This is a genomic window from Roseivirga spongicola (assembly GCF_001592965.1).
In the GTDB taxonomy this organism is placed as follows: Bacteria; Bacteroidota; Bacteroidia; order Cytophagales; family Cyclobacteriaceae; genus Roseivirga; species Roseivirga spongicola.
Map to the genome: position 1 here is coordinate 95364 of NZ_LRPC01000012.1, position 26449 is coordinate 121812.

A 26449-nucleotide genomic window follows, 5' to 3' on the forward strand; every position below is an offset into this window, starting at 1 on the left:
CATCTCTTTTGAGCAAAGGTAGTTCAGAAATCAGCAAATGCAACTTTGTTGCATTTTAATTCAGCAAGATAAATTAGTTTGAAGTTGAATTGATTCTGCCAAAACCTTTGCAGCTTTTGGCTTTAACCTAAACCAAAGCTCTGGTTCAATCATTTCCATTTCAATAACCGCAAGCTCATCATTGTTATCTCTGATAATATCAACTCTAGCGTAATGAGGCTGAGGATCACAGGCCGCTACGGCTTTTTCAGCAAAAGTAATTTCTTCAGCTGTTGGTTCATATTCATGCACTGATCCGCCAAAATCGTCTTGTACCCTAAAGTCACCAGGTTTGGCAATTTTGAGTACAGCATGTGTGAACTGCCCACCCATCACCATCAGTGATATCTCGCCTTTTTCTACCACGTTTTTCTGGAAAGGCTGAAGCATCATGGCTTCTTCCTGAATTAGCTTTTGGAAAATAGGCTCATGCTCATGAATGTTAGATAGGTCGATACGGTAGGTATGTCTGGCAGCTCCAGAAATGCAAGGTTTTAAGATGCATTCATTCCATTCTTTCTGGGCAAAAAGAGCTGTAAGGGTAGTTACTACTCCAATTTCAACATAATGGGTTTCAGGGATGTTAATACCTTTCTCTTGTAGATCGCGCAGGTAGTGTTTGTCCATATTCCACTGAATTAGCTCATATGGATTAATCATTTTGGTGACCTTGCTCACTCTTTCGAGCCAAGCTTTCCATTCTTCGTATCTATCGAAATAGTCCCAAGTAGTTCGGAAAATCACAGCTTTGGTGCTTGACCAATCGAAATCAGGATCACTCCAGCTCTTTCGTGCAACTTTGAACCCTTTGCCTTCAAGAGCTTCTTTTACTAGCCCATCTTCCTTCAAAATATTCTGAACGTACCAGTCTGGGTTTTCAGGGATTACATAGCGATCGTCAGTGAGGATTACTACGTCAAAGATTTTTTCGGTCATTACTGAGCTGCGTTATTAGGTGGGTTAAAGGTAAAGCCTCGGGCATCACTACCTTCGTAAAAATCTACCTCTAAGCCAATCAGATACATGGTTTGCCTCTTTTCTACATGAACAGGAATTTCATTAATCGAGTAAGTGATGTCCCCATCTTTGGGTTTGTCAAAACCTAGCATGTAGCCTAAACCGGCACATCCCATGCCTCCTTTAACACCTATTCGTAGGCCATATCCTTCAGGAATACTTTTATTTTCCATGATATTCTTGACCTCGATGATGGCCTTTTCGGTCAACTTCACTGGCTCTAAAGCGGGAATGGTAGAATTTTTCTGCATTTCTCTCGTAAAATTAATAGGTAAAAGAGATTCTCACTATTTTCAAATCCAATTTCAGTCCAAACATTACGGACACCCATTTATGGATTATATAACCGAATTAATCAAAATCTTAGTTCCTGCCTTATTGGTAATGTATGCCATGTTTTTAGTGGTAAGGAATTTTCTTCAAAAACAGTTCGATCAGAAGCTCATTGAAGTGAAGCTAAAGAATACGGAAACTACTTTGCCTTTAAGATTGCAGGCCTATGAGAGAATGGCTCTTTTATTAGAGAGAGTTTCGCCCAACAATATGTTGTTGAGGTTGAGCGAGCCGAGTATCTCCGCTTTTGAATTTCAGCATTTGTTGCAGAAAGAAATTAGGGAAGAGCTGAACCATAACCTCTCCCAGCAGGTCTATATTAGTGATGAAGGCTGGAAGAAAACTAAGGCCGCAGTGAATGAAGTGGTTGCCATAATTCAAGGCGCTGCAGAAAAGATGAATGAGAAAAATAATGCCATTGATTTGGCCGAGGCCATTTTTGATCTTATGATTAAGGAGAACAAAGAGCCGACAGCAGATGCGTTACTTTTTATAAAAGCAGAAGCTAGACAATTACTTTAATATGAGCAGAACTGAACCGAATTCTACTGAGAAAAGATTTTTTGAGCGTTTTAAGCAAAAGGCTACAAAAATTGTGGGCGATTCTTCGGCATTAAAGAATCTATTAGTGAAGGTTCAGAATAAGATGGATGACATGGAAGATGACGATAGCCTCAAAGGTAAAATTGTCGCTTACCTGAATCTTGTGGTTCGAATGATCTCCAATTCTGTTTCGGGTCGATACCCAGATATGCCTTGGCAAACGTTAGTGATGATTGTTGCAGGGCTTATTTACTTCATCGCTCCAATTGATGCTCTGCCTGACTTTATTCCTGTTGCTGGGTTTCTAGATGATGCTACAATACTCGCTTGGCTTGGCAAATCTTTCCAAGACGATCTGAATAAATACAGAGAGTGGGAAGAATTGAACCTTTCGCGTTAGTAGTAGTGTTTGCTCAATGCTAATACATTGAGAATTGAAATGAATATCTCCCCAGAATTACTTAGAACAACATACGATTATTCAACCTACAGAGCACTTATAGATGGGCTTTTGGAAGAAGGAAAGACAACGGGTGCTAACCAATCTGAGTCTTACATCAGTTATGCTTTGATGAACCAGAAGCGGATGCGCAAATGGGAGAAAATTGGTAAGATCAATCTTGAGCTGAAAGAAAGAGTGATGGATGTTGACAAACCCATGACTTGGCTAGTGATTACAGAAGGTTGGTGTGGAGATGCTGCTCAGATTTTGCCTTTTGTGGCCAAACTGGCAGAAGAAAACCCTATGATCAATATGCAGTTGGTTTTGCGCGATGAGCACCCAGAACTAATGGATATGTTTTTAACTAATGGAGGTCGTTCTATTCCCATCATTATAGGGCTGTCGGAGAAAATGGAAGTTCTAGGGCATTGGGGCCCAAGGCCAGAACCAATTCAACGCGAGTTTCTAGAGAATAAAATATCTGGAGCTAAGACTGGTAAGGAATTTTCAGAGTACATGCATTTATGGTATGCCAAAGACAAGGGGGTTAGCTTCCAAAGTGAATTTTTGGCTATTTTAGATGTATGGATTCAAAAACTGCAATCATTGCCGGTGCAAGCGGGTTGATTGGAAAGTCACTCACTCAAAGCCTATTACAAAGTAAGAACTATGGTCAGGTCATTGCTTTGGTTCGCAAGCCATTAGGCATCCAACACGAGAAGCTCAAGGAACTCACGGTAGATTTCGATAAGCTTTCTGAAATGACAGATTTTCCCAAGGGAGATGATATTTTTTGTTGTTTGGGAACCACCATGAAGAAGGCAGGCTCAAAGGAGGCTTTCTACAAAGTAGATTTCACCTATTGTTATGAACTGGCTAAAACTGCTTTAAGTGCAGGAGCCGATCGTTTCTTCCTTATTTCTGCTATGGGTTCAGACAAGAACAGTCGCTTTTTTTACAATAGGGTGAAAGGCGAATTGGAAGATAAAATCTCTTTTCTGAACTATAGAACCATCTACATTTTTAAGCCCTCACTGATTAGAGGCCCTAGAGAAGAGAGACGGCCGGGAGAGAAGTTTGCACAAGTCTTCACTCGCATCATTCCTTTTATTGGTCCACTGAAAAAGTACAAACCCATTCATGCTGACAAAATCGTAGATGCCATGATGAAAGTAGCCCGTCAAGAAGACAAAGGCTGCTATTTCTACGAGTCTGAGATTATGCAGAAGATGTAAAGTGATTTGATGATTCGGTAATGGGTTGATTTGATGATGAAAATTAGAGTTTGGAAGGTTTGGTTGTTGTCGAGTTTGATTATGGCCATTGCTGTCTACTTTTCTACCTCAATTGATCCATTAGATTTAGATAAATCCAATGACGTACAGCTTCATGACACCTATTTTGTTATACAGAATTGGTCGTTTCTGTTGATTTGGACTCTTCTGTTTTTAATAATCAATGGAATTATTGCCCTGATCTATAAACTCATTCGTTACTTCATTGCTTGCTCCACACCCTAACTCATCCTCGTTTCTAACGAGGATGTCTGAACAAAGCATTTTAAATGCTAAATTGAAATACACACAATCTTAACCCTATGTCAGGCGATCAATACAATATTCAAGACCAATACGGTTACTATTTTTTAACAATGACCGTGGTTTATTGGGTAGATGTCTTCACTAGAGCTGAATATCGAGATGTAATTGTTGATTCCCTTAATCACTGTATTGAGCACAAGAATCTAGAATTAAATGCATGGGTTGTGATGTCAAATCATGTTCATCTAGTTGGAAGGGTGAATGGAGGTCAAGGGATGTCTGCATTTTTAAGAGATTTCAAAAAGTATACTTCTAAACGTATTCTAGAGCTAATCGAAGAGCTGCCAGAAAGCAGAAGGGACTGGTTGCTTGATAAGCTTTCATGGGAAGCTAGAAGAACGAAAAGGGCAGAAAACTATAAGTTATGGAAAGACGGAAGTCATGCTATTAGCTTACAAAACATTGATGCCATGGGCAAAGTGGATTACATCCATATGAACCCAGTCAGAGCTTATTTAGTACAAGCCCCAGAACATTATATTTACAGTAGCGCGATTGACTATTCTGGAGGTAAAGGGTTGGTGAAAGTCAATGTTCTTTAATGCGCGATATAATCGCCCTTTTCAAATGTCCTCGTTATAAACGAGGACAAGTTAGGCGCTTCAACTCATCCTCGTTTCTAACGAGTATGCAAGAGCAGTGCATTTTCAATGCTTATACGTTGCTCAATTATTAAGTAGGCTAGGCATTCTTACTTCATAGCTCCATCCACTGTCTTCCTACCACCAACTACTGGCAATGTTAAACTCGTACCGTTAAGGTCAATAGTTAATTGAGTACCCGGTTGTGGGTGAAGAGTGAATTCCTTGTCACTAGAGAAAATCATCAAACCAATCTGCTGGCCGGCTGGAATAATCTGATCATCAGGTTGTAAGTCGAATGAGACAGAGTAGAACTTACCTGGCTCCAAAGGCTCACTCTTGCTAATCGACTTATAGTTCTGTGGATCTGCCCAGCCTCTAGTGATGATGTTATCGTATATCTTGGCATTATCTGCCGTATTCCATGGCAAAGAAACCAACCAAACTGAAAGGTTGGCAGCAGGCTTACTGCTAGCAAGTTTAACTGTTACTTTGGCCACACCAGACAAATGCATTGGTTCGGTTAAAGTAGGAGTTAGGTAAAGCAATCTGTTTTCTGAGTTAGTAGCTTGAGCCAGTTCAGCTCCAGAAATATTTACATCATCAATCAATGTTTCGGTAGTTTTTGACTTTCCTTTTGAGGTAGAAAGTACTCCTGCGCTATTTCCTCCTGCTTGTAAATAGAAAGTGACATCCTTTGCTCCAGGGTTAGGATAATCAGCATAGGCTGTTGGTTCTTGCTGGCTATCATATTCTCTTACAATCTGAGCTTTCGGATCATTTTCTACGCCATTGTCTACTCCGTGAAGATACTTGGTAAACCATCTATTCATCATGCGCATTGGTGGAGGTCCACCATGGCCTGCCTGGTGATAGTAGATTTGAACTGGTAAGCCCATCTTCTTTGCTTGCATGGCTATGCGGTAGCTATGCTCTGGCATTACATTCCAGTCGTTAAAACCATGCGACATTAACAGTGCGGCTTTCATAGGCTTCATTTCGTTCAGGTAATCTCTACCAGCCCAGAAGTCATTATAATCGCCTGTAATTCGGTCTAAATTATTGGCTAGTTCCGTATCTCTTACGGTTTTGTTGTTGTAGGGTCTTTTCGACTCCTCACCACTATGGATGAAGTCGTATAATACATCAATATCTTCGCCTAAATATCCACCAGGGCTTCTTACTAAGCCATTCGATCTATAGTAGTGATAGTACGAGGTGTTAGGAGCAATTGGAATGATGGCTTTTAAAGCGTCTACTCCAGTCGTGGCAGCAGCTAGTGGCAGCGTTCCATTGTATGAAGTTCCTGTCATGCCGACTTTTCCAGTCGACCAATAGGCTTCTACTTTCTCATTTCCTTCGCGGTTTTTGTAACCGTTGTCCTTTCCCGCTAACCACTCAATAACAGCTTTTGGAGCTAAAGACTCATTATCTCCACCAACTGTTGGAGAACCATCAGATAGGCCTGTTCCGGGTGAAGAAGAGTGAATTACTATATATCCTCTTGGTACCCAAGTTCTGATTTGAGAGTTAGATATGATAGGTCTTTCTCCTCTTCTTTGAACTTCTACATGTGTTCTTGGAGGAGGAGTGTCGCCTAATTCATGCTTAACGTCCCAAAAGAGCCCCTTTGCCATGCCAGCAGTACCTGCATAATATGGACTGGTTTCAAATACTACCGGTAGTTTCAGGCCTTCTGTTTCAGTTTGTTTAGGGCGAGTAACAGCTACGTGCATCCTATCCAATTTGCCATCACCGTCAGTATCGAATTCCGTTTCTACCCAAAGGTCTTCACGAATCCATTCTTCAGGATTGCTGAAAGCTTCAACAATTTGTGCCTCACCATCCTTGAAAATGGGTTTAGCATTTTGGGCCAATGAAACTTGAAGAAATAGAGCTAATAGTAATGATATGGAAAGACGCTTCATGACTTGAGTTTTAATGCAGGTCACCAATTTATGAAATTATGCTTTCTAATCTTTGGCTAATTCCATGAGCATGTTTTTGATTACTGATGCGATTAACTCGGGTTGATCTAGATGGATACTATGTCCACTCTTTTTAGCTATGATTTGTTGGCTGTTGGTGGACAATTTCAAAAAGTCTTTTTGAAGCTGCCTCGAGTGTTGCCTTAGTGCTTTGCCACTCCAATTTTCATCACCCTCTGGTTTTTTCTTCTTACCCCCAGTGATAACGACCAGGGGGATATCGCCTAAATCATATTGATCGTAGTGTTCATGCATTTCCTGAAATATTTCGGCCTCATAGGTAGAAGACTGCCCTTTAATATAGGTCCATAGACGTTCATTGTAAATCCAGTTGAATCTTTGCTGATCCTCTTTGCTGAACTTTTCTAACTGATCTCCAAAGTCTCGTTTTGCCTTGAAGGAAGCGATTTCCCTCTCAGGATTTACGGGGTCTGTGGATACTGCGGGGATTTCTTTTTTAGCGTTGAGTCGCATTTGTTTCCACTCCATAGTTTCACTTTCCCGATTGAATATTTTTAAGACTACATCAGGATGAGTAGCATCTACAAATATTAAACCTGCTGTTTCACTTTTGTACTGAACAGCGAACTGATGGGCCAATATCCCGCCCAATGAATGACCTACTATAATGTAAGGCTCAGGAATGTCAGCTTCTTTGAGCATTTGGTAGGAGTCATAAACCTGTTGTATTAGAGAATTACCGTGACCATGTTCGCTCCAGCCTTCTCCATTCTGATCAATGGCTATAGCATGAGCAAACTCCCCCACAAGAGGCAGAACAAGGTTCCAATGTAAAGCGATTTCGCCAGCACCGTGAAAAAATATAACTGTAGGTCCATCCTTAGATTCGCCTGCTTCGAGGTAGTGCATCTTGTAACCACCCATTTCCACCATTTTACCTGGAGGAGGGAAGTCTTTTTCTTGAGCAAAGAGTGCTTGGGAGTAGAGTAAAAGGATTAGTAGTTTCTTCATCTCATTCATTTATGTAAGTGCTTACATAAATGATGTATTGCCTGAAAGAAAAGTTCTATTTGATGTGATGAACTTGAGCTTCAACAAAGTCAGTTCTTCAATTTAGAATTCGGCCAATTTCTATTGATTAGAATTGAAGTGATTAAAACGTAAGCGAGGAAGATGAGTGCCATTTTCGATTCCATAAATTCCGGATACCAACTTTCCCATGCTTCCCATTGCCAGGCTGGGTCGGGAATTGTCTTCCAGATAAAGGTGAGGGGAAGAGAAAGTAGTCCGAGTAAGATCAGCTTTGAGCGGTTGATTTCCTGCAACTCATAGATGATCCATGTTGCTATAAAAGGAAAGCCCAAGAAGATGATGCGCGTCATATCGCCACCAGCCAGAATACCAAAGGCCAGATACAAGCCAGAGTACATCAGTAATAGGTTTCGGGTATTATCGTAGCGATTAGTTTTTCGATAATGGTTAAATGCTAACCAAAGTGCAGGCCCAAAAGCCATCGACATGGCAGCTAACCACCTGACTAATTCAAAAGGGTTTAGAATAGCTTCTTTTGCATGATATGCCAAAGTGATAAAGGCGCCTCTTCCTTCTTCAGCAGGAGGAAAGTAGAAGTTGGCCAAGTATTGTGCAGTTACGGACAATACAATTGCAGCAATGATCAGAGGAACATTATAAAAGCCTTCTTTGGTTCTTCTATCGTGCCAGACAGCATAAATGAAAAGTATAATGGGTAAAGCAATAAATGACTCTTTCTGAATGGTGGCTAGTGGTGCGAGCCATAGCAAATGGATGAACTTTCTTTTCAATACGAGCCAAAGAAAGAGTGCCTGAAAAGTGTAAGTAGGTAAATCCACTGTTATCGGGTCGAAGGCGTTAAGCCGAATCATGCCCGTCCAGTGAAAGATGAGCCAGGTAAATCCTGTCCAAAACCATTTCAGCTCGAAGCCTAAATCTCTCCAGAGTAGGAAGAGTACGGCTACTGAAAGTAAGCTGAAGATCAGGTTGACATATTGAAAGGAAGGGATGATGTCCGAGCCAAAAACTGAAGCTATCAATGGTACGAAAACCCGCTGATGAAAAGGGTGAGGCACTTTGTAGTCTTCGCGATAGCCTTTAAAGTAATCGTAGATATTGCGGTAGTCATTACCATCGAATTGAGGAGCGAAGTCATAGCTCAAAGAAGGTTGAGTCTTCTGGTAAAAGAAAAATGCACCAAGCGTAAGACCGAGAAAAACGAAAAGCCAGTAGCCCTTAATCCGCATAGGGTGAAAATACCAAAACAATCACGTCATGCCGGAAAAATCGTCTATATATTTTCCAATGGACTATTTTATCTGGTATTTCCTATGGCTTGAGATTCTAGATATTTTTATTCTCTCAAGAAAGTTGAGAATAAAAATTCTGGAATGACGAATTAAGCTGTGGTAGATCCCTCGCTCACTCGGGATGAAAACACCCCTAAAACTAATTCAGTGAACTTCCGTCCATTGGTTTAAAGGCTTTTTTACTCACCCTCCCGATGTCTCGGGAAGGGCTGGGGTAGGAATTAGGTTGATTTGATGAGCTAAAATTGAATGCATTTTTGAATTATTCTCATGGACTCTTCAGATTTAGATTGCTAACCCTTTCTTTTGAATCATGATAGCAGTAGTGCAGCGAGTTTCGGAATCGGCAGTGAAAATTGATGGCAAGATAAAAGCCGAGATTGGTATTGGTGTGATGGTTCTTCTGGGAATAGAAGAGGCCGATAATCAGGAGGATGTAGAGTGGCTCAGTAGGAAGATTTCAAACATGCGCATTTTTGATGATGAAGCTGGAGTAATGAATAAAAGTCTTCTCGATATTAATGGTGAGGCTTTGGTAATTAGTCAATTTACGTTGCATGCGAGTACTAAGAAGGGGAACAGACCTTCATATATTAAAGCAGCCAGACCAGATGTCGCGATTCCGCTTTATGAGGCTTTCAAAAAGCAATTAGTGACTGATTTAGGAAAAGAGATAGGTTCCGGTGAATTCGGAGCTGATATGAAAGTATCTTTGGTAAATGATGGTCCAGTCACCATCATCATCGACACAAAAGACAAAAAATAATGAGTATGGATAGTAAAGGAATAAGCGCACTGCAGGAAGAAGTAGATCATTGGATTAAAACAGTGGGAGTTCGATACTTCAATGAATTGACCAATATGGCTCAGTTGAGCGAGGAGGTTGGTGAAGTAGCGAGAATTATTGCACGCAGATATGGAGAGCAGTCGGAAAAGGAATCTGATAAGTCTAAAGACTTGGGCGAAGAATTAGCCGATGTGCTTTTTGTGTTGGTCTGCTTGGCCAACCAAACAGGAACTGACCTTCAAGCTGCTTGGGAAAAGCGAATGGAGAAAAAAACTTCTCGAGATAAGGATAGACACAAGAATAATGAAAAGCTAAAGAAGTAGAATTTTACTTTCTTTGATAACCAAAAGAAAAACCATGAAAAAACTAATTTGCCTAAGCCTAATGTTTGTATCGCTTGCTGCCTTTGCGCAAAAGCCTTACGAATATAACCTGTCTGCTGGAGATAAATTTGAGGTCTCTGTAGATATGGTTCAGAATATCGAACAAAACGTAATGGGACAGAGTGCAGAAACGCAACAAGATGTAAACTCTGTAGACCTTTTCGAGGTGCTCTCTGTTTCCAATGGAATTTATACTATTAAGTCTACAGCTATTTCTAGAAAGGTATCTATCAGTGCGCCAATGATGTCTATGGAAATGAACTCTGATGGAGAAGCTCAAACAGACTTGCCTTTTAAAGTAATGGCGGGTAAAACGTTTCAGTTTACCATGAATAAAAAAGGTGAAGTGTTACAAGTTATGGGCTTGGACAAAGTTAGAGCAGCCATGAAAGATGAGCTTGCTGGGACACCTTTTGCTGCTCAGGTAGATCAGCTGACGGCAACTTATCAAGACGAATTTATCAAAGGTACACTAGATAGCCAGTTCAATATTTACCCTAAAACCAAGCAAGACACATGGGATAAGTCGGTGTCACTTGTTATGAATAATGCGCCAGTAGAAACAGTGGTGAACTTTGCTTACACAGGTGCTAATCAGATTACTGGAACCGGAGATGTAACTATGAAGGGAGAGCAAGAGCAAATGGGGATGACGGTTTCTTCAGATCTTTCTGGGAAGCAATCTTCAGTGTTTGACATCGATGCTAAAACAGGCTTGCCTGCTAAAGTAACGGTTAGCCAAGATGTATCTGGTAATATGTCTGCTCAAGGAATGGACATTCCAATGAAGTTAAAGACAAATGCCACTACCTCTATTACTATGAAGTAATTGTAAGGGGAGGATGAAACTATTCCTCCCCAATAATTTGTTAGCACTCATAATTCTCAACAACACTGGTCATGTTAATTCTAGAAATTATAGGAATCGTTCTTCTGGCATTCCTGGTGCTCAATGTCATTCTTTACTTTGTTGAGCCTAGCCTTATAGCTATTACATTTTCATTAGTGCTACGTCTATTTTTTAGGAATCCGCCTATGGTGGACATGGAAAAGCATTTTAAGGCACATCAAATACTGAAAGATAACTGGAAGGTTATTCAAGAAGAACTATTAGAGGTGCTGAGAGATGAAAAAAGTATCCCTAAGTTTCACGAAGTAGATAAAATTCAGAGATTTATTAATGATGGTGATAAGTCGCCTTGGAGAGTGTTCATGTTTAAGGCTTATGACAACTGGCAAGAAAAGAATTGCGAGAAAGCGCCTAAAACTACCGCTCTGTTAAAGCAAGTGCCAGAAATTACCACGGCCATGTTCTCTATTTTAGGGCCTCAAAAGCATATTCCACCTCACAACGGTTTTTACAAAGGAGTTTACAGATATCATTTAGCGCTGATAATTCCCAAAGAAGGTGAGTGCTACATTGTAAATGGTGGTCAGAGGTACGATTGGAAAGAAGGTGAAGACGTACTTTTTGACGATACGTACAAGCACGCAGTATGGAATGCTACCGATGAAACTAGGGTTGTCCTTTTCTGTGATGTTTTCCGTACAGACCTCCCAAAGATTTTCCAACCTGTGAACAGATGGGTGTATGGCTTAAGAGAAAAAAGCCAAAGGCTTCAGTCTGTTCTTAAAAAGGCCGAGGTACAGGTGGATTTAAAGCCACAAGCAAGTTAATGCCATAGTTGTTTTTGTTGGTCAGCCTACCTGTTTTAAAGGTGTGCATATCGGTAGCATTAAAGATTCCTAATTGCGGTTTTGTTCAAGACGATTGATCATTTTCTTCATCTGATCAATTTCTTTTTCTTGAGCCTTGATAATTTCAATAGCCAGTTGTTTTACTTCAGGGTCTTTTAAGTCAGCATTATTGCTTGTAAGTATGGCAATAGAATGATGAGGTATCATAGCCCTCATCCATTTGACATCGTCAATAGGAACTTGCTGCCTTACTAAAAATGTCGAAACAGAAATTAGCATAACACTGCCAACAATTATAAGGCTGTTCTTCATTCTGTTCTTGTACATGTTTTTCATAAACAGGAACATGATGATAGCCATTCCACCAAGCCCAATGAAGGTCATGTACATTCGTGTCCAACTGAAATATACATGGTTGAACTCATATGTATTGAAATACATAGTCAAATACATTGAAATAGCTGAACAAAATAGCATCAAGATAAACCGAGTATAATTAGCACTTTTCATGAAAAAGAATGTTGATATGAACTGTCTTATTAACAGGGGCAGGGCTATTATGTTAGATTAATTATGCCTTGGAGGGTGCTTTTTAGTCCAATAGTTCTATTAATAATAGGAAATAGCCATGGGTGCTGGGTAGTTTGGTTGGCAGTTATCCGTTAATCGGGAATCAGAAATCAGTACCGGATCCGTCATTGAGAGGCGCAAAATGAACGTAGTGGAATTTTGCAACGAAGCAATCTCTCTGTTAAGATGCAGAGTGCAAAGAACTGGTTGATTGACCGCGTCATAAGTTTGACTTAGGTCAAATTTTCCCCTCGAAAAACAGCTTCAGAGGGAGTAGAAGATAATGACGGATTAATCCCTTTGTTGAGGCTCAGACAGCCCATGACTGACGGATTGCCACGTCATGAATCCTTACTGGCGTAGGATTCATTTCTCGCATTGACGGAATCGATTGATAAAGTGAATTAATGACTTGATTAATAAGTTCTTTGCGAACTTAGCTTTCTATGCGGATAAACCCTTAAACCACCAACTCCCCATTCTTCAATTTCGGTACTACATCAAACTCATTGCAACGAGAGCAGTACTCGATATCTTTTAGTATTCCGAATTTAGAGAGACGCTTGGCATGGTTACTTCGGCTAATGAAGTAGTAAGGGTCTTTTCCCATCGACTGGTAAAGATAGAAAGCCGCAGTGGCAGCATCAGAGTCAAACTCTGCTTGCTTTTTCAGACCATCTAAAACAGCTCCAGCAAAAAGGCTATCTTCTAAGTTGTATTTTCCTTTCCAGCCAGCGCAGAAAAGCAAGATGTCTCGCTTTGATTTAGACAGGTGATTAACTACCGCTTTTAAGTTTAGGAATGCCCCAATAATTACCTCAGGAGCATCTTTTGAAAGGTATAAGGCTCTTGTTCCATTGGTTGTAGTGGTGGCTATTTTCTGCCCTTTCAGGCTCTTTTCCATATAGTCGAAAGGAGAGTTACCTAAGTGGAATTGTGGGAGTTTTTCTCCATTTCTTTCTCCTGCCATTACATAGCCCTGAGCACCTAATGCTTCACATTCCTCTACTGAGGCAACAGGAGTAATACTAGCCACTCCAGAACCCAAGCCTGCTACCATACAAGATGTAGCTCTTAGCACATCAATCACCACAACGGTTTTATCGCTTACATCAAATTGATGAATCAATTCTGGGGTGTAACAAACGTCTATGTTCATTAAATAAGGGTAATGTTCTTTTGTTTAGTTGTGCCCAATGTTGAGGGCGTCATTCTGAGCTTGTTTCAGAGCCTTAGTGTAGAAGCTCCTGAAATAAATTTAGGGTGATGTTTCTTTTGAGGGTTCACATCACCCTTTTATTGTTTTATTTCTTAACGAAAGGTAGTTTTACTACTTCGGCTTTAAGTCTTCTATTTCTTACGGCAACCATTATTTCGGTTCCAGCTTTAGCAAATTCTTTCTTTACATAACCAAGACCAATGCCAACTCCAAGTGTTGGAGACTGACTACCAGAGGTTACTTCTCCGATTACGTTTTCTTCAGCATCCATTAACTCATAATGGCTTCTAGGAATACCTTTGTCAATCATTTTGAAGGCTACTAACTTGGTGTCAACGCCTTCTTCTTTGTCTTTCTTAATGCCTTCGCTGTTGGTGAATTCTTTAGTGAATTTGGTTACCCAACCTAAACCAGCTGCAATTGGAGACGTTTCATCGGTGATGTCATTTCCATAAAGGCAGTAACCCATTTCAAGCCTTAAAGTGTCTCTTGCACCGAGGCCAATTGGTTTAATATCGAATTCAGCCCCCGCTTCAAAAATCTGTTTCCAAACAGTCTCTGCATGGTCATTGTGAACGTAGATTTCGAAACCACCAGCTCCCGTATAACCCGTTGCCGAGATAATAACGTGGTCAACACCTGCCATTGGTCCAACAACAAAGTTGTAGAACTTAATCTCAGAAAGGTCAACACTAGTAAGTTTTTGTAAGCTTTCTACAGCTTTTGGACCTTGTACTGCAAAAAGTGAATAGCCGTCTGAAACGTTTTTCATATTCACACCTTTGGTGTTGAATTGGCTAATCCAGTTCCAGTCTTTTTCAATATTGGAAGCATTCACTACCAACATGTATTTAGTTTCGTTGAAACGGTAAACCAAAAGGTCGTCTACTATACCGCCATTCTTGTTAGGAAGGTATGAATACTGAGCTTGACCATCAACTAACTTAGAAGCGTCATTACTGGTAACTCTTTGGATTAAATCTAGCGCATCTGGGCCTTCTAGAACAAACTCACCCATGTGTGAAACATCAAAAACACCTACACCATTTCTTACGGTGTTATGTTCTTCAATATCAGATGAATATCTCACCGGCATGTTGTATCCGGCAAATGGAACCATCTTGGCTCCAAGGCTTTCGTGAAGGTCGTTTAATGCTACTTTTTTCAATTCCATTTCTTTCTCGTTTACCCGACAAAAGTAAGCATTGAGCTATAAAAATATCATGCGAACCTCATTTATTATAAGCAGTGGTTTTGCATGCAACCAAATCATATTTCCTGTCGTCTTTTTAACAGTCAAACCAAAAACTCAATTAACAACATGTTTCAGAATTTTTTAAAAGTAACAGTCAGGAGTCTGCTGAAGAGCAAGGTGTTTGTTTTCATTAATATAGTCGGATTAGGCTTGGCACTAGCCTGTTGTATTATTGCCTTCCTCAATTATGAATTCGCCCAAACGTTCGATAGGCAGCACGAGAATTTTAGTGAGCTTTATGAAGTCTCTGTTCGAATAGATCAGAACGGAGCAGAGGTGCCTCATGGTTATGTGCCTATGCCTTTGGGGCCCGCAATTAAAGTTGAAAACCCTTCCATAGAAAGAGTGAGCCGTTTTGAAAGAGCGGGAGTCACCATTAAAAAAGGTGATAACGTCTTCAATAGGTCAATGGCCTTTGTAGATGAAGATTTTCTGAAGATGTTCAGCTTTCCCATGCTTCATGGTAATGCCGATAGTTACAGTGAGCTTTCCACAGTACTTATTTCAGAAAAGGTAGCTGTTTCCCTTTTTGGGAGAGAAAATGCCGTTGGAGAAACTATTGAATTGGTAGTGTCTGAAAGACCAAATCTGTTCTTAACAGTAGGAGGCGTCTTTGAAGAACCAGGTCTGCAAAGTTCTTTGCGCTTTCAATTGATAGCCGATTTCGAGAATTTCTATAGAAACTTCAATGTGGAGAAAGGAGATTGGACTCGGTTTGTTGACGGGCTATTCATTCAAACCAATGATGAATCTATAGCTGAAAATTTACCTTCAGCACTCCAGAAATATGCCGCAATTCAGGCCGAAGTAAGGAAAGATTTACCCGCCAGCAGCTTCTGGATTACCCCAATGAAAGATGTTGCTTTTGTACAAAGAGACTATAATGCTACCAACTTAGGGAATGAAACATTGCACCCAGCACATATTTTGGCCCCTAATGTAATGGCATTGCTCATTTTACTTTTGGCGTGCTTCAACTTTACAAATACCGCCATAGCCATGTCTAATAAGCGCCTGAAGGAAATTGGTGTGAGAAAGACAGTGGGTGGCTCTAGAGCTCAATTGGTGTTTCAGTTTTTGGGCGAAAATTTGGTTTTATGTCTGCTAGCATTAGTTATAGGGCTTCTTTTTTCGCTCTGGCTGGTAGATAAGTACAATGGTATGTGGGCGAACCTAGATATACAGGTCACACTTTTAAATAACCCAGGAATGCTGATCTTTCTCGTGGCTACTTTAATAGGAACAGCACTTTTAGCAGGAGGGTACCCTGCCATATTTGTGAGTAGATATAAGCCTGTTGCTATACTTAGAGGAACACTTCGGGTGGGGTCTTCTAGTGTTCTATCGAAGGTGTTATTAGGCTTTCAGATGCTCATTTCTGTAATGGCTTTAGTCTTCGGGTTTACTTTTTTGCAGAACTCTAGTTTCCAAGAAAATATGGATATGGGGTATGAGAAACAAGGAATAGTGATGGCTCCATTAAGTACTCCGCAAGAAGCAGAGCGGTTTAAATTGGCTGTTCAGGCCAACCCTCTAATAGAAAGTATGGCAGTTACTAATGGTCATGTAGCGTGGAGTTCTTACCAAAGAGAAGTGAAGACTGGAGATAATCAGGCTAATGTAATGGTGCTAGATGTAGGGCCAAATTACATGGAGACTTTAGAGTTTAAGCTGTTAGAAGGGAGGCTTTTCACACCGCAAAACCAAGAGTCTGATAAGCTAGGCAGTATAGTTATTAATGAAAAATTTGCAGCTAGATTTGGATGGGATAACCCGATAGGCCAAAGAATTACATTCACCGATAACAATCAATATGCGGTCGTTGGTATGGTGAAAGACTTTTATCAGTTTGGGGTTTGGGGAACCATAGACCCTGTCATGTTCAGGTTAAGAGATGAAAGCGATTTGAGCATGGTAATTGCCAAGACTACTCCTGAGCAAGAAGCGGCTGTAAAAGACTATTTTGAAAAAGTATGGGGTGAAGTTATTTCGAATAGACCTTCAGATGTTTGGACTCACGAAGTTAGCGTTTTGGGAGAAGCCAGAGATATCAATAAAAACATCGTTCAGATGTTTCTCTTCCTTGCGGTAATTGCAGTTGTACTTTCCGCTATAGGTTTGTTTACACTAGTATCAATTAATATTCAGAGCAGAACCAAAGAAATCGGAATTAGGAAAGTATTGGGAGCCTCCATTGCTCGCATTACAACACTTATCAACAAACCCTTCCTGATTATAGTAGGTATTGCTTCTCTTCTGGGTGGAGGAATTGGTATTTATGTTTCGTCTATGCTTATGAGTAGTATTTGGACTTACCACGTTACTCCAGGAATTATTAGTGCTTTGGTGCCCATAGTAGTTATTCTATTAGTGGCATTACTCTCAATTTCAGGTAAGGTTATTAACGCAGCACGAAGAAATCCGGTAGAGTCGTTGAGGTACGAATAGAGAAAGCGGAATATGTCAGCTTTTTTGATGAATTAATCGGCTCATCAGTATGATGTTTTTTGCAGGTTTGAGGCTTACTTTTCTTTTGATTCTCCAAAAGAAAAAGCGACCAACATCAAAACCATCTAGGTTGTGGATTGCCTTTAGTAGCTTTATCAGTCGATGGTCACGTTCCGATATTTATAGGGATTGGAGCCCAACCCTTGTAGATGTAATTATTATATTTTACAATGGTCTGTGGACAATCGTCCATGGACCACCTAAAACAACTCCATCTGTTCTGGTAGCAACCTAAATGACTTTCTGTGATATGGGGTAATCCCTAATTGTCTAATGGCATCTCTGTGTTTTATGGTCGGGTAGCCAGCATTGGTTTCCCAGCCATAGCCAGGGTATTGTTGAGCTAGCTCTGCCATTACACGGTCGCGATGAGTTTTGGCCAAAATAGATGCTGCGGCAATACTCATGTACTTGCCGTCACCTTTCACAATGCACTCGTGAGGAATGCCATCATAAGCCTTAAATCGGTTGCCATCTATTAGTAAGAGATCGGGTTGAATGGAAAGGTCTCTCACCGACAGGTGCATGGCCAAGTATGATGCATTTAGAATGTTGATTTCATCGATTTGAGTATGGCTTACTTCCTGAACCGAATAGGCTAAAGCATCTCTTTTAATCACCTCTTCGAGTATTTCAAGCTGCTTTTTATTGAGCTTTTTGGAGTCGTTAAGAAGTTCGTTTTCGTAATCAGCAGGCAATATAACTGCAGCGGCCACAACAGGACCGGCTAATGGTCCTCGTCCGGCTTCATCGCAACCAGCTTCAACAATTCCTTCTTTAAAATAGGGCTTTAGCATCTGAGGCATTAAACATAATGAATGAGTCTAGAACTTGAAAGCTTTCTCTATTTTTGAACCATGAGCGAAGAGAAGAATCCTTGGAAAACTTTAAGTGGTAAGCTGGTTTATGAAAATCCATGGATTAAGGTTGATGAGTTTCAGGTCATTAATCCATCGGGTAATCCAGGAATCTATGGGAAGGTTTCTTTTAAAGGGTTGGCCGTGGGAATTATCCCTATCGATGAGGAAGGGAATACTTGGTTGGTAGGTCAGTACAGATACACGCTAAACGAGTATAGTTGGGAGATTCCTATGGGAGCGGTTCCTACTTCAGAAACTTATGAAGAAGGGGCTTTGCGTGAACTAAGAGAGGAGACAGGATTAACAGCTCAAAAACTAGAGTTTCTATGCAAAATACATACTTCCAACTCTGTGACTGACGAAGTTGGAATGGTTTACGTAGCTAGGGAACTATCTGAGGGTGAAACAGAGTTTGACGATACCGAAGACATTCAAGTGAAGAAAATTCCTTTTAAAGAAGCCCTAGAATGGGTTATGGATGGAAGGATTACCGATAGCTTGAGTGTTGGCGGAATACTAAAATTAGCTCGCTTGCTGAATATATAATGCAAAGTCCACTCTCATACAAAAATCATTTCGGAAAGACCTTCCACCTAGCATACCCTGTAATGCTTAGTCAGCTTGGCCACATTATGGTGGGCATCGTGGACAGTATTATGGTGGGGCAGCTCGGGCCAACAGAGCTGGCTGCTTCTTCCTTTGCCAATAATTTTATGGCTGTGTTCATGATGTTCGGTATTGGTGTAACCTATGGAATTACGCCAATGGTAGCTCAGGCCGATGGCAAGCAAGATCAATCTAAATTAGTGCGATTACTGAGGCATGGTATTATTCTTAGTTTGATTGTGGGAGTGTTCTTAGTGCTGCTCATGTTCAGTCTTTCCACTCTCTTTCCTTATATGAGGCAACCAGATGAGGTGATTGAAATAGGCAGGCCTTATTTCTTTATTATTGCCAGTTCCTTATTTCCAATGTTGGTTTTTCAAGGGTTCAGGCAGTTCTCTGAAGGCATGTCGGTTACCAAACCAACCATGTTTATTACCATTCTGGCAAACATAGTGAATGTAGTACTGAACTATTTGCTTATCTATGGTAAGCTCGGTTTTCCTGAGCTTGGTTTGAATGGTGCTGGTTGGGCAACTCTCATTTCTCGTGTAGTAATGGCCATTGGAATGTTCTGGTTTGTTAGAAATTATTCCAAGTTTAAAGAATTCAAGGCTGGTTTTTTGTTGAATCAGTTTAAAGCCGACTTTTTCAAACCTATGCTTAAAATAGGTATCCCAACGGGTGGTCAGTTTGTGTTTGAAGTAGGCGCATTCGCCATGTCGGCAATCATGATGGGATGGTTAGGTACTATTCCGTTGGCAGCTCACCAGATCGCCATCAGCTTGGTGTCCTTGAGTTATATGATGGCTTCAGGAATTTCTGCTGCTTCTACGGTGAGGGTTGGGAATCAGCTTGGTCAAGAAGATTATCCGAACTTAAAGAGAGCAGGAAATACCAGTTTCTTAATGGTTTTGGTTTTTATGGCTATTTGTTCAGCCATTTATATTCTCTTTAACGGGTTCTTCCCAACCATATATGTAGACGAGCCAGAGGTGATAGGAATAGCTTCTTCGCTTATAGTAATTGCGGGTTTATTTCAGCTTAGCGATGGGGTGCAAGTTGTTGGTCTTGGTTGTCTCAGAGGAATGTCTGACGTAAGAATGCCCACAATCATAACCTTTGTGTCTTATTGGGGGCTGGCTATTCCCGCTAGTTATCTTTTTGGGTTTGTTCTAGATTTTGGTGCTCCTGGCATATGGTATGGTTTATTGATTGGACTTACAGTTGCTGCAATTTTGCTCTATATTCGCTTCAATAAGCTATCAAATAAAAAGATTTTAAGTGCTTAGGTGTTAAGGTGCAACCATTTCAGCGCTAGCTAGTCTTTCCCTTGTAAACATTATAACATGAGAAGAATTTCCTTATTACTTACTTTCAGTTTATTGGTTTCATTGGCTTGGGCACAAAGCAAAGAGACTAGAGATGTCGGTAACTTCGATTATATCTCAATGAGTATTTCTGGGAAGGTGTACGTGACCCAAGGGAACAAGAATGAAGTGATAGTTGAGGCGGATCGTGATGATATGGAAAACATCAGAACCGAGGTAAGAGGAGGTAGGCTATCTATTTCTACCAAGGGCAAAGGTGGATGGTTCAGTTGGGGCGATGGTTTAGATGGAAAAGTGAATATCTATGTTACCGTAAAGGAATTGACCGGAGTAAACGTGAGTGGTTCAGGAGATGTAATTAGCAGAAATACAATCAAGGCCGATTTGTTTGAAGCGTCTATTTCTGGCTCGGGCGATATTGAAATAGAACTAGACGCCCGTGCTGTTCAATCTAAAATTACGGGCTCTGGAAATATTGAGCTTTCGGGTTCGGCACAAAGAGCAAAATTGGGCATAAGCGGGTCAGGAAAGTACTACGCGGAAGACTTAAAAGTAGACGATTATGAGGTCTCTATTTCTGGATCAGGAAGAGCTGCTATTAATACTGATGGAGAGTTAGATGTTAGAATCTCTGGCAGTGGAAGTGTCTATTACTCTGGCAACCCAACAGGAGTGAATACCAATGTTTCAGGCTCAGGAAGAGTAAGAAGAAATAATTAAGAAAGATACTGATAGAAGGTATTAAGCCTGCTTGGATGATAGCCTGAGCAGGCTTTTTTATCCCATGGAATTCGAAATATCTAGACCTGGTCGATTCCTCGATAGGCTCGGGATAAAAAGAGGATACCCCTAAATCCCCTAAAGGGGACTTTGGCTTCATTGCTTTGATAAACTTCATCGCTTCACCCTTTAGGGTTGGGGTTAAAGTTCTTTCTAAATAGAGATTTATATGTTATAGCTGAGGTTTTCGTCTGACGACTTGGAATGTTATGATGATTTTTAAGAAAGCTTCTCAACGAACCTCTTATAACCTTCCACCAATAAGAATTGAGCTAATAGGTAGGTAGTCATAATGGCTAGGTTACTCATTTCAAACTCACCTAAAAACCTGTTGACAGCCAAAATAGAATCACTGACTACAAAAAAGCTAGCGCCAATCATTACTAGCCAAAAGCTCTGATTGTCTGATTTCTTCCATCTTTTTCTAGCCATAATAGCCATTAGGCAGATTATAACCGTGTAGGCAAGTGCCGGGAAATACATGTCGCCCAATCCATCTTTTATAGCTGAAAACATCAGTAGGCCATAGAGTAGAAAAGGAATGTCTTGCCATTGAGGTTTGATGCCTTTTTCATAAACGCTTTTCGCACTCATACTTACCACTATGTATACCATATGGGCGAGTAAAAAACTGATAAGCCCTGTTAAGAAGAAGATTGAATTTCGTTCGGCAAACATCAAAAGTGTATCTCCCAAAAAGGAAAAGAATAGCGCAATAGAAATGTATCGGTTTAGTGGTGAATCGGGCGTTGTTTTCAAAAAATAAAACAATAGGCTGGGAATAAGTATTGGCTTTGTGACCATCCCTATCAAGACAAAACCTCCAGCCAGCGACACCAAGTGAAGTACAGAAATGATAATAAATGGAAGTAGCTTCTTATCGACCTTCATTAGTCTTGAACCTTAAAAAGTTTATTTCCCCAATTTAGCCCGAAATTCAAAAAGAGGAATCCTAAGAATGAAAGAATAGCGCTTACTATAAAGGCATTTCGTAAATTCTCAATCTCGTTGGCATAGATAAACCCTGCAGAAAATGCTCCCAAACCGATTCCAATTTCAAGGGCAATATACATGGTGGCTAATCCTTTGCCTCTTTTTTCATCGTGGCTTAAGTCAATGGTCCAGGCGTAAATGGTTGGCGTATTCAAGCCTACAGCTATACCAAAGGCTATAGAACTAGCAATTAGCATAAATTCCGTGTGTGTGAAGGCAACCATTAGGTCGGCTACTACAATGGCTAAAGCCGCCCATTTCAGAACAATTACTCTTCCGTATTTGTCGGAAGCTTTGCCAGCCAAAATTCTTATGAGCAATGAAGAGAATACGAAAATGGTGAAGAAAATACCTTTGTTACCTTGGTCAAACCCAATGCTAATGGTAAGGTCTGGCATAAGCGTTAGTGCCGCCCCAAATGAAAATGAGGTAAGCAGAAATAAGATAGATGGGTTAATTACCCTTGGTTCGAAAATGTCGGACTTGTTGATCTTTAAAAGTTCTAAACTGAACTTCTGCTTATTCGGTAGAGTTTCTTTCATGCCCGCCAATATTAGAACGGAGAGAATAGCCAGCGCTGAAGAACTGTAAAACATAGCGTCTAACCCGAATTGCTCGGTAATCATAGGGCCAAAACTTGGTCCGGCAGCCATACCCAAACTTCCGAATAGTCCAGAATAACCCATGGCTTCACCTCTTCTATGTCTGGGGACTATATCTGCTAGGTAAGCGGCAGTTCCTGTAGGTTTAAAACCAGTAGAGAAACCATGTAAGAATCTAAGTAGTAGGAAAGCCCAAACTGTTCCGAGCATGGGGTATAGGAAGCCAACTACAAAGCAGACACCAGCACCAAAGATCATTACAGGAATTCGGCCTATAGTGTCTGAAAGCTTCCCACTAAATGGTCTTGAAAGCCCCGCAGTAACAGTAAATAATGAAATAACCAGACCTTTCAACTCTCCACCACCTAAAGAGGTGAGGTAGTCGTAGAGGTCGGGCACAATCATGTTGAAGCTCGAAAAGAACAGTAAAGAACTAAGGCAGAGCAAACAGAACTGCAATGAAAAAATACTCTTTTGCTCTGCCATGTCTTATTGCTGCATTAAGAATGCTTTGATGTAATCGTCAAGGTCTCCGTCTAGCACGTTCTGAACATCTGTTCGCTCTACACCAGTACGGTTGTCCTTTATGAGTTTATATGGGTGTAACACATAGTTTCGAATCTGTGACCCGAAATCCACACGCATTTTTTCACCTTCAACTTTGTCTCGCTCAGCATTACGCTTGTCCATCTCTAGCTGATAGAGTCTGGATTTTAGCAATGCCATGGCATTTTCCTTATTGTCTAGCTGCGAACGGGTTTCTGTGTTTTCGATCACAATTCCGGTAGGAGCGTGCCTCAAACGAACACCTGTTTCAACCTTGTTCACGTTCTGACCACCAGCACCACCCGAACGGAAGGTGTCCCAAGTAATGTCCGATGGATTAACCTCAATTTCAATGGTGTCATCAATAACAGGATAGGCAAATACCGATGCGAAAGAGGTGTGTCTTCTTCCTCCTGAATCGAAAGGAGAAATTCTAACTAAACGGTGCACTCCAGTTTCAGATTTCAGTTGACCGTAAGCAAACTCTCCATCGAACTCCAATGAGCAAGACTTTAGTCCTGCAACTTCTCCTGGTTGGTAGTTGAGTTGCTTCACTTTCATGCCTTTGCTTTCGCCCCACATAATGTACATACGCATGAGGATTTCGGCCCAGTCATTACTTTCCGTTCCGCCCGCCCCTGGGTTAATCTCGATCACCGCTTTTAGCTGATCTTCTTCACCACTAAGCATTTTCTTGAATTCTACTTCTTCTAGAACTTCTAGGGCGTTTTCGTAAGCACTTTGGATTTCGGATTCGTCACCTTCTCCCATTTCGAAGAACTCGAAAAGGGTCTCTAGGTCTTCCACGGCCTCGTTGGCTGTCTCAAAACTGTTGGTCCAAACTTTCTTGGCTCGAATGGCCTTGAGCGTTTTTTCTGCTTCTTTTGGGTCGTTCCAGAAGTCTGGTTGAGCAGTAACCAGTTCTTCTTCTTCTACTTCACGTTTCTTGACATCGTAGTCAAAGATACCTCCTCAAGGCCGAGATACGAGCCTTCAAATCTTTTAATTGATCTGCATTCATGGTGGATAATTTTTTGAAGATGCAAAGGTGCGTATTTGATTCGCAATTGACAATTTTCAATTACGAATTATCAGAGTCAAACTTGAAACGGTGGTTCAGGATTTACGTATAATTTGCGGGTGGTATCTTTTTATCAAGATAGAAATTACCCCTGCGAGCAGAGATATACAAGCATATAGGATATTGGTATAAGAGGATTCAATTTCCTTCATTAATGTGTCACCATCTTTAAGGTATGCTCTCTTTGAGGATTTGATTGAATAGATAAAAAATGTATTACCCGGTTTTTCGAGGTGTTTAAGGTCGTATTTTGGAATTTCCAGTGTTAATTGATCGCCTTTTTTAAAATCTCGTATGAAGTCATTTTTATCAAATAGACTTAGGAAGTCAGCTTTGATTTTAAAAGTACAATCATAATTATTGAGCCAGATGTTATTTATTCTTTTGGTTCCTCTGAAACCTCTAATATGTTTGAATTCGTAATCTTGAATTAGTCCTTGAACTTCATGAAGGTCATCATCCGTTTCTGGTTTGTCTTGACCTATTTCCTGATATAGAAATGTGCAAAATATAATGAGGCAGAAGAAGGCGAAAAAGTTCTTATCAATGTTGTTGAATATTAATTTGAGTATTCTGAATTGGTGTTTTGTTTTTCTCACAGATGCTACCTACTCACAATGTAAGCCTCAAATTTCTCATTGGTGAGGTCTACTCGTTTTCTTCGGAAGGCCTTCATGGCATAACCGGTGCCTACAAGTGCCGCAGCAGAGATAGTTGTCCCTTTGTCGAATGAAAATTTATTGCCCGATACCACAGAGTTATTGAATAAATCTAGGGCTAGAAGGCCATAGCCAGCTGTGGGCAAAACCCGCTCTGCAGCCCTTAGAATTTCAGCTCGGTTGGTAGTGGCATTCTGAACATCAACTTCAGCAACTTGCTCAATAAGTATAATGTTGTTTTCCATTACTATGGTGCTGTCCACAAACTCAGTGATTCTATCTTTGAAAAACTCTTTGCTTCCTTTTTGCTTGTATACAAAGTAGTCGCCTACTCTATATTCATATCGCCTAGTAGATCCGTTTTTACGGATTAACAGATAATCTTGCGCAGAAACCCCTTCAAAAAGAAAAAGCAGCAATAGGAAAAAGAGAATGTTTCTAACTTTCATATTGCTGCTAAGTAACGTAAAAACTTCGTTAACGTGAGTTAAATTTTATATACCCAGCCTCGCTGGTCTTCTACCTCTCCGGTTCTAATAGCGTCTAATTCTTTTAAAACTTTTTTAGAGAAGAATGAATCATCTGCAGCAGGCAGATCGAATAATTCATCTTCAAAGCCAATGGTGGCAATAGGGGCAATAGTAGCGGCTGTGCCTACACCGAAAGCTTCTTGAAGTCTACCTTCTTTAGCGGCAGCAACTACTTCAGAAACTTTTACTGGCGCTTCTTCTACCTGCATTCCCCAGTCTCTAGCAATGGTCAGTACAGAGTCTCTGGTAATACCTTTAAGGATTGTACCAGAAGTAGGAGCTGTTCTTAAAACACCATCAATCATAAACATTACGTTCATGGTGCCAGACTCTTCAATAAATTCATGGCTCTTGCCATCAGTCCAGATCAATTGATCGAAGCCTTGTTGTTGGGCTAAGCGTGCAGGGTAGAGGCTGGCAGCATAGTTTCCACCAGCTTTAGCATAACCAGTTCCTCCTTCAAATGCTCTTGAGAATTTAGTTTCAATCTTCACTCTTACTGGTTTGGTGTAGTAAGAACCAACCGGGCAAGTAATGATCATAAACCTGTAATTATTTGAAGGTCGAACGCCAATGTATTCATCGGTTCCGAAAACGAAAGGTCTAACGTAAAGCGCAGTACCTGGTTTAGAAGGCACCCAAGCTGAGTCTAACTTCAATAACTCAGTAAGCCCATCCATGAATAATGACTCAGGTACCTGAGGAATACACATTCTTTCAGCAGAAACGTTTAGCCTGGAAGCATTGGCTTCAGGTCTAAAACTTACCACTTCACCAGCAGCATTTTTGTAGGCTTTTAGGCCTTCGAAAATTGTAATGGCGTAGTGCAATGTTGTCATAGCCGGAGATACCGACATGTTCTGATAAGGTACGATTCTTAAGTCTTGCCATTCGCCATCTATGTAATCGGCAATGAACATGTGATCCGAATAGAGCTTTCCGAATGGAATGTTGTCTTCATCCAATTCATTAATTCTAGACTGAGATGTCTTTTCTATGCGAATGGTAGAGGTGTCAATCATCGTTTTAATCTTTTAGGTAGTCTACAAATTTAACTAAAATCGACCTTGGTGCAAATCTAGGTGAAGGTGTAAGATTCTAGTTTTCAGTAAGTTATATTTAATTTACTCAGAACAAATGATTCTGAATGAGGGTGGTTTTGGTCGAAAATTCCGCAATTAACTCAAAACGCCCAAT

At 40.6% G+C, this 26449-nt stretch carries 29 protein-coding genes; 14 read left to right on the forward strand and 15 right to left on the reverse strand.

Annotated features, from left to right (window positions below; translation table 11 throughout):
* Positions 1-60: 60 nt before the first annotated feature.
* Together AWW68_RS08240 and AWW68_RS08245 are read right to left on the reverse strand one after the other, a co-directional pair.
* On the reverse strand, positions 61-975 hold the full coding sequence (locus tag AWW68_RS08240; RefSeq protein ID WP_068219275.1) for an ATP-grasp domain-containing protein: 915 nt from the start codon (positions 973-975) through the stop codon (positions 61-63).
* Positions 975-1307, reverse strand: a complete 333-nt coding sequence (locus tag AWW68_RS08245) for a HesB/IscA family protein (RefSeq protein ID WP_068219277.1) — start codon at positions 1305-1307, stop codon at positions 975-977. The genes AWW68_RS08240 and AWW68_RS08245 overlap by 1 nt, the downstream gene beginning before the upstream one ends.
* Before the next feature lie 82 nt (positions 1308-1389).
* On the opposite strand from AWW68_RS08245, the gene AWW68_RS08250 reads away from it, so the two are divergent.
* From AWW68_RS08250 to AWW68_RS08275, 6 genes are all read left to right on the forward strand, one after another.
* Positions 1390-1911 carry a DUF7935 family protein gene (locus AWW68_RS08250; protein ID WP_068220772.1) on the forward strand — a complete coding sequence of 174 codons (522 nt, stop codon included), beginning with the start codon at positions 1390-1392 and terminating at the stop codon, positions 1909-1911.
* Between the two features lies 1 nt (position 1912).
* On the forward strand, positions 1913-2332 hold the full coding sequence (locus AWW68_RS20465; RefSeq protein WP_068219278.1) for a YkvA family protein: 420 nt from the start codon (positions 1913-1915) through the stop codon (positions 2330-2332).
* A gap of 39 nt (positions 2333-2371) precedes the next feature.
* Positions 2372-3001 carry a thioredoxin family protein gene (locus tag AWW68_RS08260; RefSeq protein WP_157717575.1) on the forward strand — a complete coding sequence of 210 codons (630 nt, stop codon included), beginning with the start codon at positions 2372-2374 and terminating at the stop codon, positions 2999-3001.
* On the forward strand, positions 2959-3609 hold the full coding sequence (locus AWW68_RS08265; protein ID WP_068219296.1) for an oxidoreductase: 651 nt from the start codon (positions 2959-2961) through the stop codon (positions 3607-3609). Before AWW68_RS08260 ends, AWW68_RS08265 begins: the two co-directional genes overlap by 43 nt.
* 33 nt (positions 3610-3642) lie before the next feature.
* Positions 3643-3894: a hypothetical protein gene (locus AWW68_RS08270; protein WP_068219298.1), complete on the forward strand. Its 252-nt coding sequence runs from the start codon at positions 3643-3645 to the stop codon at positions 3892-3894.
* Positions 3895-3971: 77 nt separating this feature from the next.
* Positions 3972-4517, forward strand: a complete 546-nt coding sequence (locus tag AWW68_RS08275; RefSeq protein WP_068219300.1) for an REP-associated tyrosine transposase — start codon at positions 3972-3974, stop codon at positions 4515-4517.
* A 149-nt stretch (positions 4518-4666) separates the two neighbouring features.
* Here AWW68_RS08275 and AWW68_RS08280 read toward each other — a convergent pair whose 3' ends face one another.
* From AWW68_RS08280 to AWW68_RS08290, 3 genes are all read right to left on the reverse strand, one after another.
* Positions 4667-6484 (reverse strand): Xaa-Pro dipeptidyl-peptidase, encoded by a 1818-nt coding sequence (locus tag AWW68_RS08280; RefSeq protein WP_068219302.1) that lies wholly within the window; start codon positions 6482-6484, stop codon positions 4667-4669.
* A 45-nt stretch (positions 6485-6529) separates the two neighbouring features.
* Positions 6530-7516 carry an alpha/beta hydrolase gene (locus AWW68_RS08285; RefSeq protein ID WP_157717576.1) on the reverse strand — a complete coding sequence of 329 codons (987 nt, stop codon included), beginning with the start codon at positions 7514-7516 and terminating at the stop codon, positions 6530-6532.
* An 89-nt stretch (positions 7517-7605) separates the two neighbouring features.
* Entirely contained in the window at positions 7606-8784 is a 1179-nt protein-coding gene (locus tag AWW68_RS08290) for a hypothetical protein (RefSeq protein ID WP_068219307.1), read from the reverse strand.
* Positions 8785-9160: 376 nt separating this feature from the next.
* Between AWW68_RS08290 and dtd the strand changes: the two genes are divergently transcribed.
* From dtd to AWW68_RS08310, 4 genes are all read left to right on the forward strand, one after another.
* Positions 9161-9613, forward strand: coding sequence for a D-aminoacyl-tRNA deacylase (gene dtd / locus AWW68_RS08295; RefSeq protein WP_068219310.1), 453 nt, complete (start codon positions 9161-9163; stop codon positions 9611-9613).
* Positions 9614-9618: 5 nt separating this feature from the next.
* On the forward strand, positions 9619-9957 hold the full coding sequence (locus AWW68_RS08300; RefSeq protein WP_068220775.1) for a nucleotide pyrophosphohydrolase: 339 nt from the start codon (positions 9619-9621) through the stop codon (positions 9955-9957).
* Positions 9958-9991: 34 nt separating this feature from the next.
* Positions 9992-10846, forward strand: coding sequence for a DUF6263 family protein (locus AWW68_RS08305; protein ID WP_068219313.1), 855 nt, complete (start codon positions 9992-9994; stop codon positions 10844-10846).
* A gap of 71 nt (positions 10847-10917) precedes the next feature.
* A complete protein-coding gene (locus AWW68_RS08310; RefSeq protein WP_068219316.1) occupies positions 10918-11694 on the forward strand; it encodes an aspartyl/asparaginyl beta-hydroxylase domain-containing protein in 777 nt (258 codons plus the stop codon).
* A 69-nt stretch (positions 11695-11763) separates the two neighbouring features.
* Here the strand turns inward: AWW68_RS08310 and AWW68_RS08315 are convergent, their stop codons facing one another.
* From AWW68_RS08315 to gcvT, 3 genes are all read right to left on the reverse strand, one after another.
* Positions 11764-12156, reverse strand: coding sequence for a DUF305 domain-containing protein (locus tag AWW68_RS08315; RefSeq protein ID WP_317038752.1), 393 nt, complete (start codon positions 12154-12156; stop codon positions 11764-11766).
* A gap of 589 nt (positions 12157-12745) precedes the next feature.
* Positions 12746-13444, reverse strand: a complete 699-nt coding sequence (locus AWW68_RS08320) for a 2-phosphosulfolactate phosphatase (protein ID WP_068219321.1) — start codon at positions 13442-13444, stop codon at positions 12746-12748.
* A gap of 145 nt (positions 13445-13589) precedes the next feature.
* Positions 13590-14678, reverse strand: coding sequence for a glycine cleavage system aminomethyltransferase GcvT (gcvT, locus tag AWW68_RS08325; protein WP_068219323.1), 1089 nt, complete (start codon positions 14676-14678; stop codon positions 13590-13592).
* A gap of 147 nt (positions 14679-14825) precedes the next feature.
* Between gcvT and AWW68_RS08330 the strand changes: the two genes are divergently transcribed.
* Entirely contained in the window at positions 14826-17207 is a 2382-nt protein-coding gene (locus AWW68_RS08330; protein WP_068219326.1) for an ABC transporter permease, read from the forward strand.
* A gap of 260 nt (positions 17208-17467) precedes the next feature.
* Here the strand turns inward: AWW68_RS08330 and AWW68_RS08335 are convergent, their stop codons facing one another.
* Complete coding sequence (locus tag AWW68_RS08335) at positions 17468-18064, reverse strand: ribonuclease HII (RefSeq protein ID WP_068220779.1); 597 nt, start codon at positions 18062-18064, stop codon at positions 17468-17470.
* Positions 18065-18124: 60 nt separating this feature from the next.
* Between AWW68_RS08335 and AWW68_RS08340 the strand changes: the two genes are divergently transcribed.
* The 3 genes from AWW68_RS08340 to AWW68_RS08350 are packed head-to-tail and all read left to right on the forward strand — an operon-like array spanning position 18125 to position 20781.
* Positions 18125-18673: an NUDIX domain-containing protein gene (locus AWW68_RS08340; protein ID WP_068219327.1), complete on the forward strand. Its 549-nt coding sequence runs from the start codon at positions 18125-18127 to the stop codon at positions 18671-18673.
* On the forward strand, positions 18673-20022 hold the full coding sequence (locus AWW68_RS08345; RefSeq protein ID WP_068219329.1) for an MATE family efflux transporter: 1350 nt from the start codon (positions 18673-18675) through the stop codon (positions 20020-20022). The genes AWW68_RS08340 and AWW68_RS08345 overlap by 1 nt, the downstream gene beginning before the upstream one ends.
* Before the next feature lie 57 nt (positions 20023-20079).
* Complete coding sequence (locus AWW68_RS08350) at positions 20080-20781, forward strand: head GIN domain-containing protein (RefSeq protein WP_068219331.1); 702 nt, start codon at positions 20080-20082, stop codon at positions 20779-20781.
* A 279-nt stretch (positions 20782-21060) separates the two neighbouring features.
* Here the strand turns inward: AWW68_RS08350 and AWW68_RS08355 are convergent, their stop codons facing one another.
* From AWW68_RS08355 to AWW68_RS08380, 6 genes are all read right to left on the reverse strand, one after another.
* Positions 21061-21732, reverse strand: coding sequence for a lysoplasmalogenase (locus AWW68_RS08355; protein ID WP_068219333.1), 672 nt, complete (start codon positions 21730-21732; stop codon positions 21061-21063).
* Entirely contained in the window at positions 21732-22922 is a 1191-nt protein-coding gene (locus tag AWW68_RS08360; protein ID WP_068219335.1) for an MFS transporter, read from the reverse strand. The genes AWW68_RS08355 and AWW68_RS08360 overlap by 1 nt, the downstream gene beginning before the upstream one ends.
* A gap of 3 nt (positions 22923-22925) precedes the next feature.
* A protein-coding gene (gene prfB / locus AWW68_RS08365) for a peptide chain release factor 2 (RefSeq protein WP_157717577.1) occupies positions 22926-24003 on the reverse strand; the annotation gives its coding sequence in 2 pieces (ribosomal slippage) (positions 22926-23942 and positions 23944-24003; 1077 coding nt in all).
* Between the two features lie 95 nt (positions 24004-24098).
* Entirely contained in the window at positions 24099-24662 is a 564-nt protein-coding gene (locus AWW68_RS08370) for a hypothetical protein (protein ID WP_068219340.1), read from the reverse strand.
* Positions 24663-24667: 5 nt separating this feature from the next.
* Positions 24668-25171, reverse strand: coding sequence for a hypothetical protein (locus tag AWW68_RS08375; RefSeq protein ID WP_068219343.1), 504 nt, complete (start codon positions 25169-25171; stop codon positions 24668-24670).
* Between the two features lie 38 nt (positions 25172-25209).
* Positions 25210-26274 (reverse strand): branched-chain amino acid aminotransferase, encoded by a 1065-nt coding sequence (locus AWW68_RS08380; protein WP_068219349.1) that lies wholly within the window; start codon positions 26272-26274, stop codon positions 25210-25212.
* Positions 26275-26449: the final 175 nt, after the last annotated feature.

Bases quoted from the DNA above. Each gene is read 5' to 3' on its own strand.
- AWW68_RS08320 (WP_068219321.1), bottom strand. From the start codon at position 13,444: ATGAACATAGACGTTTGTTACACCCCAGAATTGATTCATCAATTTGAT.
- AWW68_RS20465 (WP_068219278.1), top strand. From the start codon at position 1,913: ATGAGCAGAACTGAACCGAATTCTACTGAGAAAAGATTTTTTGAGCGT.
- AWW68_RS08355 (WP_068219333.1), bottom strand. From the start codon at position 21,732: ATGAAGGTCGATAAGAAGCTACTTCCATTTATTATCATTTCTGTACTT.
- AWW68_RS08335 (WP_068220779.1), bottom strand. From the start codon at position 18,064: ATGCTAAAGCCCTATTTTAAAGAAGGAATTGTTGAAGCTGGTTGCGAT.
- dtd (WP_068219310.1), top strand. From the start codon at position 9,161: ATGATAGCAGTAGTGCAGCGAGTTTCGGAATCGGCAGTGAAAATTGAT.
- AWW68_RS08260 (WP_157717575.1), top strand. From the start codon at position 2,372: ATGAATATCTCCCCAGAATTACTTAGAACAACATACGATTATTCAACC.
- AWW68_RS08350 (WP_068219331.1), top strand. From the start codon at position 20,080: ATGAGAAGAATTTCCTTATTACTTACTTTCAGTTTATTGGTTTCATTG.
- AWW68_RS08300 (WP_068220775.1), top strand. From the start codon at position 9,619: ATGGATAGTAAAGGAATAAGCGCACTGCAGGAAGAAGTAGATCATTGG.
- AWW68_RS08375 (WP_068219343.1), bottom strand. From the start codon at position 25,171: ATGAAAGTTAGAAACATTCTCTTTTTCCTATTGCTGCTTTTTCTTTTT.
- AWW68_RS08345 (WP_068219329.1), top strand. From the start codon at position 18,673: ATGCAAAGTCCACTCTCATACAAAAATCATTTCGGAAAGACCTTCCAC.
- AWW68_RS08265 (WP_068219296.1), top strand. From the start codon at position 2,959: ATGGATTCAAAAACTGCAATCATTGCCGGTGCAAGCGGGTTGATTGGA.
- AWW68_RS08290 (WP_068219307.1), bottom strand. From the start codon at position 8,784: ATGCGGATTAAGGGCTACTGGCTTTTCGTTTTTCTCGGTCTTACGCTT.
- AWW68_RS08270 (WP_068219298.1), top strand. From the start codon at position 3,643: ATGATGAAAATTAGAGTTTGGAAGGTTTGGTTGTTGTCGAGTTTGATT.
- AWW68_RS08240 (WP_068219275.1), bottom strand. From the start codon at position 975: ATGACCGAAAAAATCTTTGACGTAGTAATCCTCACTGACGATCGCTAT.
- AWW68_RS08305 (WP_068219313.1), top strand. From the start codon at position 9,992: ATGAAAAAACTAATTTGCCTAAGCCTAATGTTTGTATCGCTTGCTGCC.
- AWW68_RS08275 (WP_068219300.1), top strand. From the start codon at position 3,972: ATGTCAGGCGATCAATACAATATTCAAGACCAATACGGTTACTATTTT.
- AWW68_RS08280 (WP_068219302.1), bottom strand. From the start codon at position 6,484: ATGAAGCGTCTTTCCATATCATTACTATTAGCTCTATTTCTTCAAGTT.
- AWW68_RS08245 (WP_068219277.1), bottom strand. From the start codon at position 1,307: ATGCAGAAAAATTCTACCATTCCCGCTTTAGAGCCAGTGAAGTTGACC.
- AWW68_RS08285 (WP_157717576.1), bottom strand. From the start codon at position 7,516: ATGAAGAAACTACTAATCCTTTTACTCTACTCCCAAGCACTCTTTGCT.
- AWW68_RS08330 (WP_068219326.1), top strand. From the start codon at position 14,826: ATGTTTCAGAATTTTTTAAAAGTAACAGTCAGGAGTCTGCTGAAGAGC.
- AWW68_RS08340 (WP_068219327.1), top strand. From the start codon at position 18,125: ATGAGCGAAGAGAAGAATCCTTGGAAAACTTTAAGTGGTAAGCTGGTT.
- AWW68_RS08310 (WP_068219316.1), top strand. From the start codon at position 10,918: ATGTTAATTCTAGAAATTATAGGAATCGTTCTTCTGGCATTCCTGGTG.
- AWW68_RS08250 (WP_068220772.1), top strand. From the start codon at position 1,390: ATGGATTATATAACCGAATTAATCAAAATCTTAGTTCCTGCCTTATTG.
- AWW68_RS08315 (WP_317038752.1), bottom strand. From the start codon at position 12,156: ATGTATTTCAATACATATGAGTTCAACCATGTATATTTCAGTTGGACA.
- gcvT (WP_068219323.1), bottom strand. From the start codon at position 14,678: ATGGAATTGAAAAAAGTAGCATTAAACGACCTTCACGAAAGCCTTGGA.
- AWW68_RS08360 (WP_068219335.1), bottom strand. From the start codon at position 22,922: ATGGCAGAGCAAAAGAGTATTTTTTCATTGCAGTTCTGTTTGCTCTGC.
- AWW68_RS08380 (WP_068219349.1), bottom strand. From the start codon at position 26,274: ATGATTGACACCTCTACCATTCGCATAGAAAAGACATCTCAGTCTAGA.